Origin of the sequence: Caldovatus sediminis (genome assembly GCF_014644455.1) — a bacterium.
Taxonomy (GTDB): domain Bacteria; phylum Pseudomonadota; class Alphaproteobacteria; order Acetobacterales; family Acetobacteraceae; genus Caldovatus; species Caldovatus sediminis.
Window position 1 is genome coordinate 275,478 of sequence record NZ_BMKS01000001.1, and the last position, 11,743, is coordinate 287,220.

10 protein-coding genes are annotated in these 11,743 nt (G+C 76.9%); 5 read left to right on the forward strand and 5 right to left on the reverse strand.

What is annotated here, in order from left to right; translation table 11 throughout:
- The first annotated feature begins 359 nt into the window (after nt 1-359).
- The 3 genes from IEX99_RS01285 (at nt 360) to IEX99_RS01295 (ending at nt 2,371) form a co-directional block, all read left to right on the forward strand.
- Nucleotides 360-1,079, forward strand: coding sequence for a hypothetical protein (locus tag IEX99_RS01285; protein WP_188897626.1), 720 nt, complete (start codon nt 360-362; stop codon nt 1,077-1,079).
- 16 nt (nt 1,080-1,095) lie between these two features.
- Complete coding sequence (locus tag IEX99_RS01290) at nt 1,096-1,908, forward strand: aspartate/glutamate racemase family protein (RefSeq protein ID WP_188897628.1); 813 nt, start codon at nt 1,096-1,098, stop codon at nt 1,906-1,908.
- 175 nt (nt 1,909-2,083) lie between these two features.
- Entirely contained in the window at nt 2,084-2,371 is a 288-nt protein-coding gene (locus tag IEX99_RS01295) for a spore germination YkwD domain-containing protein (RefSeq protein WP_188897629.1), read from the forward strand.
- A 636-nt stretch (nt 2,372-3,007) separates the two neighbouring features.
- Here IEX99_RS01295 and IEX99_RS01300 read toward each other — a convergent pair.
- Nucleotides 3,008-4,000, reverse strand: a complete 993-nt coding sequence (locus IEX99_RS01300; protein ID WP_188897631.1) for a Bug family tripartite tricarboxylate transporter substrate binding protein — start codon at nt 3,998-4,000, stop codon at nt 3,008-3,010.
- Nucleotides 4,001-4,122: 122 nt separating this feature from the next.
- Entirely contained in the window at nt 4,123-5,259 is a 1,137-nt protein-coding gene (locus tag IEX99_RS01305; RefSeq protein WP_188897633.1) for an aminotransferase class V-fold PLP-dependent enzyme, read from the reverse strand.
- Between the two features lie 138 nt (nt 5,260-5,397).
- On the opposite strand from IEX99_RS01305, the gene IEX99_RS01310 reads away from it, so the two are divergent.
- The gene (locus IEX99_RS01310; RefSeq protein ID WP_188897635.1) at nt 5,398-6,276 is read left to right on the forward strand and encodes an amidohydrolase family protein; all 879 of its coding nucleotides are present in this window, start codon (nt 5,398-5,400) and stop codon (nt 6,274-6,276) included.
- Between the two features lie 68 nt (nt 6,277-6,344).
- Here the strand turns inward: IEX99_RS01310 and IEX99_RS01315 are convergent, their stop codons facing one another.
- Both IEX99_RS01315 and IEX99_RS01320 read right to left on the reverse strand, forming a co-directional pair.
- Nucleotides 6,345-6,797, reverse strand: coding sequence for an acyl-CoA thioesterase (locus IEX99_RS01315; RefSeq protein WP_188897636.1), 453 nt, complete (start codon nt 6,795-6,797; stop codon nt 6,345-6,347).
- Nucleotides 6,798-7,127: 330 nt separating this feature from the next.
- Entirely contained in the window at nt 7,128-7,997 is an 870-nt protein-coding gene (locus tag IEX99_RS01320) for an alpha/beta fold hydrolase (RefSeq protein ID WP_188897638.1), read from the reverse strand.
- Between the two features lie 395 nt (nt 7,998-8,392).
- Here IEX99_RS01320 and IEX99_RS01325 point away from each other — a divergent pair, with 395 nt between their 5' ends.
- Nucleotides 8,393-10,210: an AMP-binding protein gene (locus IEX99_RS01325; protein ID WP_188897640.1), complete on the forward strand. Its 1,818-nt coding sequence runs from the start codon at nt 8,393-8,395 to the stop codon at nt 10,208-10,210.
- Here the strand turns inward: IEX99_RS01325 and argH are convergent.
- Nucleotides 10,171-11,712 carry an argininosuccinate lyase gene (argH, locus tag IEX99_RS01330; protein WP_188897642.1) on the reverse strand — a complete coding sequence of 514 codons (1,542 nt, stop codon included), beginning with the start codon at nt 11,710-11,712 and terminating at the stop codon, nt 10,171-10,173. The two genes, IEX99_RS01325 and argH, sit on opposite strands and share 40 nt — an antisense overlap.
- Between the last annotated feature and the right edge of the window lie 31 nt (nt 11,713-11,743).

Below are 11,743 nucleotides of genomic sequence, written 5' to 3' on the forward strand. Positions count from 1 at the left end.
CGCAGGGGACGCACCGCCGAAGCGCACAGGGAGCCGCGCGGCGTCGAGCCCGACGCGACGAGAAAGGCGCCCCGGCGCGGTGATCGGGCACCGCTTCGCGCGCGCACCGAAGGGCCCGGCCTCGCGCACCTCGTCTCCGGGCACCGACGGCGCATCGGCGCTTGTCCGCGCCGCCCGCGGTTGACGCGGTTCCCGGCCGGCCGGAACATTCGCGTCCCGGCGCCGGGGTGCGGCGCGACCGGAGGGATGCGACCTTGCCGACGCCCCCCTTCCCTTCGCTCTCCCCGGCGGCGCGATCGGAGCGCGCCGCCGCCACGGCCGGACGCCCCGCGCAGCGAGCCTCCGTGCGGAGCGGCGCCATGACGACGCCGGAGGACGTCCGCGCCCGGCTCGAGGAAACGCGTGCCCGCCGCGGATACCCGCTGCCGCACCAGGGCGCGATGGCCGCGGCGCTGCCGGAGCTGCAGGACGCCTACGCCGCGATGTACCGCGCGCTGACGCTCGGGCCGCGCCACCTCTCGCCGTTCGAGAAGGAGTTCGTCTGGCTCGCCATCCTGATCGGCTGCGAGGGGCATGTCGGCACGCATCACGTGCGGCTCTTCCGCGAGACCGGCGGAACGGAGCGCAGGCGGAGGTCGCGTTCCGGCTCGCCGCATTGGCGGCCGGGGCGCGAAGCTTCGCCTTGCTCGGCCGCCACCGGCAGGGCCACTTCCCCGGGGTCGCCGCGGCGCGCGCCCACCTCGCCGGCACGGAGCGGCTGCTTGCCGGCAGTGACGGGCCGGGCGCGGCCGGCGGTGATCGGCGTGCACGCCGCGCGCGCCGAGCGCTGGGGCCTCGCCGTCGAGATCGAGGCCGCCTATGCGCGCGGCGTCGCCGAGCCGAAGATGGCCGAGGCGATGAGCCTCGCCATGTGGCCCGCCGGCGTGAACCGCTTCCTCGAGGCCTGCGAGGTCTGGCTCGGGGTGATGCGCAGCGACCGGGTGCACCCCTCGCCGTCCTTCCGGGCCTGGGCCAACATGCCCGACCGGGACGGCTTCCACCTGCCGCCGCGCGCCGGTGCGGCGGCGCCGACCCCGTAGGAGCGCGACCCCGCCCATGCGCCTCTGGTACCAGTCGCTGACCCGCGCCGACGCCTGGCCCGCCTACAGCGCCGCGCTGCGCCGCATGCTCGCCGCCGCCGCCGATCCCGGCACGGAGTTCGAGGTGCACGGCATCACCCGGCGCGGCGGCATCGGCGACCAGTACCGCTCGCTGGAGTTCATCGAGACGATCGAGGTGCTGGAGAACGTCGCGCGGGCCGACGCCTCCGGCTTCGACGCCATCCTCCTCGGCAACATCGCCGATCCCGGCCTGCGCGCGGCGCGCGAGATGGCGCGCGTGCCGGTGCTCGGCCTGTGCGAGACGGCGCTGCTCACCGCCTGCCAGATGGGCGCCTCGATCGGGCTGGTCGTCTCCAACGACAAGCACTACGGGCGGGTGATGGAGAACGTCGCGGCCTACGGGCTTTCCGCGCGCGTCGCGGCGGTCGAGCGGATGCGGGTCGAGCGCCTGGTGGACCTCGACGCCGCCTTCTCGGAGGGCGCGGTGCGCGAGCGCATCCTCGGCGAGTTCCAGTCCGCCGCCGCCGCCTGCGTCGCCAGGGGCGCGGAGGTGGTGATTCCGGCGGTCGGGGTCGCGATGGTGCTGATCGCGGAGGCCGGGATCGTCGAGGCGGGCCGCGGCGCGCCGGTGCTGAACGGGGCGATCGCGCTGCTCAAGGCGGGCGAGGCGGCGGTGAAGCTCAACCGCCTGATGGGCGGGCGCTTCACCAGCCGCCGCGGCGCCTACGCCCAGCCGCCGCCGGAGCAGATCGAGGAACTGCGCCGCTACTACGGGCCCGTCTTCCCCGCCGTGCGGGCGCCGGAGTAGACGCGAGCGGACCAGGCGTGCCGCGTGCCGATGCGGCGCGCGGGCGCGCCGTTCCCGCTCCGCCCGGTTCCGCGAGTCCTACTTTCGCCGCGCTGGCTCGCGGGGATCGGCGCCTGCGGCGGCCATGCCGCGGAGGACGACCGGCGCCGTCATCGGGACGGCGAGCGCGCCGGGCGTGATCCGCAACGACGACGCGGCGCCACCGTCCCCGCCAGCGTCCGCGACGGAGCCGACCGCCCTGGAGCAGCATTTCCTCGATCTGGTCCTCGATCTGGCGAACCCCGGGGCAGCTCGATCCGGCAGGAGCGGCGGCGAAGCACGGCTTCACGCTAGGCAACTACGCTGTGCCCGCCAGCCGCTGGCCTGGAACGACGACCTGTCAGAGGCGGCGCAGGCCCTCACGGGCTGGATGTACGCCAACCGCGCGCTGTCGCGCACCGGCGAGGGCGGCAGCCCCGTCTAAGCCTGCCTGTCCGACGCCGGCTACGGCTTCAGCGGCAGCTATGCCTATGGCAAGGACGTGGCGATGCGCGCCGGCAGTTCGTGGAGAGCAGCGGCCTTCGCGCCAATGTGCTGCGGGGCGCATTCGAGGAGATCGGGATCGCGGGCGGGACGCTGACCGCGTAGACGATGACCCTGCCGGCGGGCGGCCACAACCTGGCGCTCGCCGCAGGCACCTGCAGCGTCACCTTCTCCGGTGGCGGGCTGCCCGCGGCGGTCACCAGGACGGCGACGATCGGCGTGCGCAACGTGAAGGCGGACCTGGACGCGAACGCGACCGCCGCGGCGGCGCCGGCGGCGCCCGACCTCGCGTGGCCGCGGGCGGGGCGGACCGGGCCGCGGCGCCGGGCCCGCGCCCAGTCGAGGAGGTGGTGTCGGCGTTCTATGCCGGCGAGGCGGGGCCGGACGGCCCGAACACGGCCTTCGTTTGCCGCGAGCCGGCGGACCTCGTGTTCGGCTGACGCATCGGATCGCGGGCGGGGTGGCCGCCCCGCCGCACCCGCCGGCCGGTCCCCCGCGGGCCGCGCCGCAGCGCGCGCACGCCCGCGCGGGCTGGACCGGCGGCCGTCCTGGCAGCGCCCCGGCCGGCGCCGCCGCGCTACTGCGCCGTGATGCCCGCGGTGCGGATGATCGCGCCGGTCTCCTCGATCCGCCGCGCGACGTATTCGCGGAATGCCTCCGGCGTGCCGCCCACCGGCTCGACGCCGAGTCCGGCGAGGCGCTGCGCCAGCGCCGGCTCGCGGATCGCCGCGGCGATCGCGCCGTTCACCGCCTCGATCGCCGCGCGCGGCGTGCGCGCGGGCGCGAACAGGCCGAACCAGGAGGAGGACTCGTAGTCCGGCACCCCCTCCTCCGCCGCCGTCGGCACCTCCGGCAGCAGGGCGGAGCGGCGGCGCGCGGCGATCGCCAGCGCGCGCATCTCGCCCGCGGCGAGGTAGGCCTGCACCGACGGGTAGTTCTCGAACATCGTGTCCACGCGGCCGGCGATCAGATCCGTCGCGGCAGGCGCGGTGCCGCGATAGGGCACGTGGACCAGGTCCACGCCGGCACGCCACTTGAACAGCTCCGCGCTGAGATGCGCGAAGGACCCGATGCCGGCCGAGGCGAAGGTCAGCCTGCCCGGCTCCGCCCTCGCGCGCGCCACGAGGTCGCGCAGGCCGCGCAGCGGCGAATCGCGCCGCACCACCACGACCGCGGGGCTGTCGCCGACGAACACCACGGGCTCCAGGTCGCGCAGCGGCTGGTAGGGGATGCGCGGCTGGAGCTGCGGATTGATCGCGATCGATCCCGGCGTGCCGGCGAGCAGGGTGTAGCCGTCCGGCGCGGCCTCGACCACGCGGCTCGCCCCGATGGTGCCGCCGGCGCCCGTGATGTTCTCCACCACCACCGGCTGGCCTAGCCGCTCGGTCAGGATCTGGGCGCAGATCCGGCCGAGGATGTCGGTGCTGCCGCCGGCGGAGAAGGGCACGATGATGCGCAGCGGCCGCGACGGGAACGCGCCTCCCGCCTGCTGCGCCGCCGCCGGCCAAGCACCGCACAGCACGCCCGCGGCCAGGACCGCGCGGCGGCGCGCGGCCGGCCCGACCCGCATGGCGGCCGCGCCGGCGACGGCCGCAACGGACGCGGCGGCTCCGATCCCGGCCGCAGGGTTCCGATCCATCATGCCCTCCTCCTCGGTCGAGTTGGTCGAGTCCGCGCGGCCGTGCCGGGCGCTCAGCCCCGCCACTCCGCCCGCAGCGCGTCCATGATGCGGTCCACGTCGGCGCGCGAATTGTAGCCGTGGAAGCTGAACCGGATGCGCCCGCGCCCGTTCCAGGCGTAGACCCCGCGCGCGTGCAGGCCCGCCACGATCTCCGCCGCGCGCGGGCTCGCGATGCACACGCTCGCGCCGTGCCGCGCGGGATCGGGCGGCGTCGTCGAGGCGATGCCCGCCTCGGCCAGGCGCGCGAGCAGGGCGCCGCTCAGCGCCTGCACGTGGCGCTGCACGGCGGCCGCGTCGAAGCCGCGCAGGAAGGCGAGCGCCTCCGCCAGCACGTAGACGGCGCCGTGCGCCGGATTGCCGCGGGTGAAGCGCCCCGCGTCGGGCCGCAGCGCGAGGCCCGCCGCGTAATCGGGCCGCGCCGTGGAGGCGAGCGAGTACCAGCCCGCGCTCGCCGGGATCCAGCCGGGCTGCCGCGCGCGGTTCCAATAGGCGAGCGCGGTGCCGGTCATGCCGAGCAGCCACTTGTAGCCGGCGCTGAAGGCGAAGTCCGCCAGCGGGGCCTCGATCGGCATCCACCCCGCGGCCTGGGTGTGGTCCACGACGAGCAGCGCGCCGACGGCATCGGCCACGCGCCGCAGCGCCGCCAGGTCGTGCCGCGCGCCGTTGAGGTAGGAGACGTGGCTGGCCGCGATCATCCGCGTGCGCGCGTCCACGCGCGCGGCCACCGCCGCCGGATCGGCGAGGGGCGCGAAGCGCAGCTCGATCCGCGGATGGCGGCGCATCGCCAGCGGCGCGACCAGCGAGGGATACTCGTCCGGGTCCAGGCAGACGTTGTCGCCCTCGCGCCAGTCGAGGCTCTCGACCAGGAGGGACATGCCCTCCGCCACGTTGGCGACCAGGCCGATCTCCTCCGCGGCCGCGCCCCAGGCCTCGGCGGCGAGCGCGCGCGCCCGCGCCACCTCCGCCTCCTGCCGCTCGCGCCCGGGCGGGCCGGCGCTCTTGTCCTCCGCGTAGCGCGCGAGGGCGGCGTCGTGGCGGCGCAGGAAGGGCGTCTCGCCGCCGGCGCAGACATGCGCCACGCCGGGCGGGATGCGGAACAGCGCGGGATCGAACAGCGGCTCGGCCGCGGCGGCCGTATCGGCGGGCATCGGCGTCCCCTCTCCGCCGCCAGTCTCGCGCCATCCGACGCCGCAGCAAAGGGGAACCGCGCACCGCCCCGCTTTCCACGGCACCGCAAGCCTGCTGCACTGACCCCGCCAGACAACGCAACGACGAGGTCCGCCAGCATGAGGCCCTGCCTGCCGCCGCTCCGCGCCGTCCCGCGCCCCTCCTGGCGCGGCCCGGCCGGCTCCTGCGACTGCCACTTCCACATCTTCGGCCCGTTCGACCGCTATCCGCTGAGTCCGGGCCGCGGCTACACGCCGGCGGAATGTCTCATCCCCGCCTATCGCAGGGTCGCCGAGGCGCTCGGCATCGAGCGCATGGTCGTCGTGCAGCCGAGCATCTACGGCACGGACAACGCCTGCACCCTGGACGCGACGGAGGAATTCGGCCTCGACCACGCGCGTGCCGTCGTGGTGATCGACGAGGCCACGGACCCCGCCGCGCTCGCCGCCATGGCGAGGCGGGGAGCGTGCGGCGTGCGGTTCAACGCGGTGAGCGGCAACGGGACGCCGCTCGATCAGCTCGACGCGCTGGCCCGGCGCATCGCGCCCCTCGGCTGGCACCTCCAGCTCTACACGCATGGCGACACGCTGGCCGAGCTCGCGCCACGCCTGGCGGCGCTGCCCGTGCCGGTGGTGGTGGATCACATGGGCGGCGTGCGGGCGGCGGACGGGCTCAACGGCCGCGGCTTCCAGGCGCTGCTGCGGCTGCTCGATGGCGGGCGGGCCTGGGTGAAGCTGTGCGGCTACCGGATCTCCTCGGACGGACCGCCCTACGCCGACGTCGCGCCGTTCGCCCGCGCCCTGCTCGCGGCCGCGCCGGAGCGCTGCGTCTGGGGCACCGACTGGCCGCATCCCTCGCTCGATCGGCACATGCCGGACGACGGCGCGCTGTTCGATCTGCTCGGCGGCTGGGCTCCGGACACGGCGACCCGCCGGCGCGTGCTGGTGGATAATCCGGCGGCGCTCTACGGATTTCCCCCGCTTTCCGCCGCGGGCTGACCCCGCGGCGCACATGCCGGTGCCGGGCGGCGCCAGCGCCGGCCGCGAGCCGGGCTGGTCCGGCACGGTCAGCCGGCGCCGAGCGCCGCCTCGCGCTCCAGCGCCGCGCGGAACTCCGCCGGCACGCCGATCGGCCGCATCGTCGCGGCGTCCACGAAGGCGCAGACCAGCGTCCCCTCGTAGACCAGCCGGCGCCCCGCGCACCCCGCGACCACGAAGCGCAGGGAGGAACCGCCGAGGCGGGCGAGCCGCACCGTCGTCGCCAGCGTGTCGCGCGGCGTGACCGGGCTGCGGAAGTCGAGCGCGGCGTGCACGAAAGGGGTGCCGATGCCGCGGTCCACGTTCATCTCGTACCAGTCGGTCCCCATCCGGTCGCGCCACCAGGCCTCGATCGCCTCCACCGCGAAGTCGAGGAAGCGGGCGGTGTAGGCGATGCGCGCCGCGTCGGTGTCGGCCCAGGAGACGCGCCGGACATGCACGAAGGGGGAAAGCGGCGCGGCCCCCTCAGTCCGTTCCGGCATGCCGCCTCCTCCGTCCGCGCATCGCCGCGCACGGCGCGAGCCGGTCGAGACCGCGCGCGCCGCGGCCTGTTCCGCCTGCCCTGCCCATCTCGGCCTCCCTTCCCTTCCGGCCGCGGAACGCCGCGGCTTCGCCGGAGCGGCTCGCGGCCGCTCCCCGCTCCGGATGCCCGCGGCGCAGGCGCGGCGTCCGTGCCCTCGGCGTCCCTGCCCGCGCCGCCGTGCCCGACCGGCCCGCCGGGGCGCTGCGGCCGGCGACGGCCGCGGCCGGGGTCGGTCCGAAAGCCGAGGCGTGCCATGGCCCTCCCGCCCTCCGGTACACGCCGGACCAGGTCAGGCGGATCGCGCAACGGCAACCGCACCGGCCGGCTCGGGCGCCTTCTCGTCAGCCGGCCCGCCCGCGTGCAGCAGCCGCGCCGCGAAGTCGCGCACCGCCGCGAGCACGGCCTCCGGCGCCTCGAGGTGCGGCGCATGGCCGACCCCGGGCAGGACCAGGGTCTCCACCGGGCAGCGGCGGGCCTCGCGCTCCACCACCCGGACCTGCTCCAGCGTGCCGTAGGGGTCCGCCTCGCCCTGCACCACCAGGACCGGCACGCGGATGCGCGCGAGTTCGCCGGCGAGGTCGAACGCCGCCGCGAAGCGCGGGTCGGTCCAGGCCTCGCTCCAGCCGCGGAAGGCGACGTCCACATGCGCGTGGTGGCGGGCGAGGCGCGCGCGCAGGTCGCCCTCCTCGTAGCGCCGCCTCGTCTCGAGCAGGGCGGGCATCCCGGCCGCCTCGACCATGTAGTGCCCGGCCATCAGCACCAGCCCGCGCACGCGCGCGTCCTCGCGGGAGCCGGCATGGATCGCGGCGATCGAGGCGCCGTCCGAATGGCCGAACAGGATGCAGCGCCGGATCGCCGCCGCCTCGAGCACGCGCGGCAGGACCCCGAGCGCCTCCTCGTGCAGGTAGGTGAGAGGCCGCGGCAGCGGCACCGGGTCGGACCGCCCGTAGCCGAAGCGCGAATAGGCGAGCACGCCGAGGCCCGTCGCGGCCGCGATGCGCGCCGGCACGTCGCGCCACAGCGCCACGCAGCCCAGCCCCTCGTGCAGCATCACGACGCTCGGCGCCGCCTCGGGGCCCGGCCCCCACCAGGCGGCCTCGATCCGGCGGCCGTCGAGCGCGATGTCGCAGGGGCGCGGTTCGGGCAGGGCGAGGCTCATCCGCCGGCCCTCCCCGCCGCGCCGCGCCGGCCGGCGGCGGGGCGCGCGCCGGCCTCCATGCGGGCGGCGTGCCCCGGGCGGCACCGCGCGGCGCCCGGGGGCGACGGCTCCGGCCCGGCGCGGGGGCCGATGCGGTCCGGCGTGCGGTCCATCCGCGTTCCTCCTCCCGGCGGGGGCCGGCCCGGCTCCGTCCTCGCGCCGCCCGGGGATTGTGGCGCGGCCCCGCCGGACCGCAAGCGCGCCGCCCCGCCGCCGGCTTCGCCCGCCACCCGGCGCGGCACGGCTTGCCGGCGCCGCGGCCGGCGGGCGAGGCTGCCCGGCGGCGCGGCCGCCCCCGCGGGGGCAAACGCCCCGGCACCGCCGGGCGCGCCCGTCCGGGAAGGAGGGAGGACGGCATGGGCACGAGGGCCGAAGACCGGCGGACCGACGCGGAGTCCGCGACACCCCTGTTCGCACCGCCGCGCATCGAACGGCGCGCCCTCCCCGGCGGCGGCTGGCTGGTCCGCTCGGCCGAGCCGCTGGCGCCGCACGCGCCGCGCATCACCGACTGGCTCTGGCACTGGGCCGCGAACGCCCCGCACCGCCCCTTCCTGCGCGAACGCGCCCCCGACGGCGCCTGGCGCGGCGTCACCTTCGGCGAGGCCGCCGAGCAGGCGCGCCGGATCGCCGCCGCGCTGCGGGCGCGCGGCCTCGGGCCCGGGCGGCCGGTCGCGGTGCTCTCCGCCAATTCGGTGCGGCATGCGCTGATCGCGCTCGCCGCGCAGGCGATCGGCGTGCCCTGCGCCGCCGTCTCGCCGCCCTACAGCCTGATGAGCGCCGACCTCGGCAAGCTGCGCCACGTCCTGCGCAAGCTGCGCCCGCGCCTGATCTACGTCGAGGAGGCGGCGCCCTTCGCCCGCGCCCTCGCGGTCGAGGAGGCGGCGGGCGCCGAGGTCGTGACCGGCGAGGGCGGCGGCGGCACGCCCTTCGCCGCGCTGCTCGGCGACGCCGCGCCGGACGCCGCGCTGGAGGACGCCATCGCCGCGGTGGACCCGGACGCGCCGGTGAAGATCCTCTTCACCTCCGGCTCGACCGGCGTGCCCAAGGGGGTGCTCGGCACCCACCGGATGATGGCCGCGAACCAGCAGCAGATGGCGCAGGTCTGGCCGTTCCTGCTGCGCGAGCCGCCGGCGATCCTGGACTGGCTGCCGTGGAGCCACGTCTTCGGCGGCAGCCACAACCTCAACATGATGCTGCGCTTCGGCGGCACGCTCTGGATCGACGAGGGCAGGCCGATGCCCGGCCCGGCGCACGAGCGCACCCTCGCCAACCTGCGCGAGGTGCCGGCGACGATCCGCTTCGACGTGCCGCGCGGCTACGCGCTGCTGCTGCCGCACCTCGAGTCCGACGCCGCGCTGCGCGAGCGCTTCTTCGAGCGCCTGCGGCTGATGTTCTGCGCCGGCGCCGCGCTGCCGGAGGCGGCGTGGACGCGGCTCTCCGCCATCGCCGCCGCGCACGCGCCGCGCAAGGTGCCGATGGTCTCCTCCTGGGGCCTGACCGAGACCGCGCCGGCCGTCACCACGGCGCACATGCCCGACCCGCCCGCGGGCTGCATCGGCGTGCCGCTGCCCGGCGCCGAGCTCCGGCTGGTGCCCGTGGACGGCAAGACCGAGATCCGCGTGCGCGGCCCCATGGTCTTCCCCGGCTACCTCGACGAGCCAGAGGCGAGCGCCGCGGCCTTCGACGAGGAGGGCTTCCTGCGCACCGGCGACGCGGCGACCTGGGTGGACGAGGCCGACCCGAATCTCGGCCTGCGCTTCGACGGCCGGCTGGTGGAGGACTTCAAGCTCGCCTCCGGCACGCGGGTCAACGCCGCCGAGCTGCGCGGGCGGGCGCTGACCGCGCTCGCCGGGCTGGTGCGCGACGTCGTGGTGGTGGGCTCGGACCGGGAGGAGGTCGGGCTGCTGGTCTTCCCGGCCGACCCGGCCGCGGCGGCGGAGGCGGGCTACCTCGCCCGGCTGCGCGAGGGGCTCGCGCGGATGAACGCCGCCTCGGGCGGCGGCGCCTCGCGCCGCGTCGCGCGCGCGCTGGTGCTGGCGGAGCCGCCCTCGCTCGACGCCGGCGAGGCGACGGACAAGGGCTCGCTCAACGTCCGCGCCATCCAGGCGCGCCGCGCGGCCGACCTGGCGCGGCTCTACGACGACGCCTGCGCCGAGGTGATCCGGCCGGACTGAGCCATCGCCCGCGCCTCTGCGAGGCAGCGCGCGCGGGCGGCCTCGACGCGGGCGGCGACGGCGGCGACCGCCGCCCGGTCCTCCTCCAGCGCGCGCCGCCGCGCCGCGCCCATCGCCGCCATGTTCGCCGGCGCCGGGCCGCCGAGCACCGTGCGCACCGCGACGTTGCGCGCCGGGTCGAGCGCCTGCGCCACCGCCTCCTCGCGCAGCCCGAGGCCGCGGCCGAACAGCGCGCGCGCCGCGGCGTCGAGGTCGGCGCTGCGGATCGTCTCGGCGCTGCGCCCGGCCTCGACCGCCTCGCGCACCACCGCCGCCACGACGTTGTGGGCCATGCGGAAGCTCAGCCCCGTCTCGCGCACGATCACGTCGGCGAGCTCGGTCGCGCTGCCGAAGCCCTCGGCCGCGGCGCGCGCCATGCGCCCGGGCCTCAGCGTCAGCCCCTCCAGCACCTCGGCGAGGAGCGCGAGGATGCGCCGCGTGCGCGCCGCCGCGTCCATCGCCGGCTCGTTCACCGCGGTCACGGCGTCGTTCACGTCGGCGAAGGGCGTGTTCCTGGCGCAGCCGAGCGCCGCGGCGAGCGCCCCCTGCACCGCGGCGGCGGCGGCGCGGATGTGCTCGAGCGCCACCGGGTTCTTCTTCTGCGGCATGATCGAGCTGACCGCGCAGTGCCGGTCGGCCAGCTCGACGAAGCCGTACTCCCAGGTGCTCCAGGCGTAGAGGTCGGTCGCCAGGCGCGAGAGGAAGGTCGCCAGCACCGCCATCGCCGCCACCGCCTCCAGCGCGTCGTCGCGCGAGGAGACGGCGTCGTAGGCGATCTCGAGCGGCGCGGCGAAGCCGAGCAGCTCGGCGGTGAGGGCACGGTCGAGCGGGAAGGCCGTCGTCGTCAGCGCCCCCGCCCCCAGCGGGCAGAGATCCACCCGCGCCAGCGCGCCCGCGAGCCGCGCATGGTCGCGCGCCAGCACGTCCGCCGCGGCGAGCAGCCAGTAGCCGAAGGTCACCGGCTGGGCGTGCTGCGCGTGGGTGTAGCCCGGCATCACCGCCGCCGCGTGGCGCTCCGCCAGCGCCAGCATCGTCGCGCGCAGGTCGGCCAGCGTCCGCAGCGCCTCGATCAGCGCGCCGCGCAGCGCCATGCGCCAGGTGGTGGCGTTGAGGTCGTTGCGGCTGCGCCCCGTGTGCAGCCGCCCGCCGACATCGGGCCCGAGCCGCTGCACGATCGCGCGCTCGACGTAGGAGTAGAGGTCCTCCTGCCGGTGATCCACCGCGAGCGCGTCGCCTCCGCGCTCCGCGAGGTCGAGCACGGCGCCGAGCAGCGCGGCGACCGCCTCGCGACCGACGATCCCCTGGTGCTCCAGCATCAGCGCGTGCGCGCAGTGCGCCCACATCTCGTGGTCGAACACCTGCGCCAGGGCGCGCGCGACCGCGGGGCGGTAGTAGCTTTCGACCAGCGCGGCGGAGGGCGGCTCCTTCACCCGCTCGCGCAGGCTCACCTCCGGCTCGGTCATCGGCTTCGCTCCTCCCGGTCACGCGCCCGTG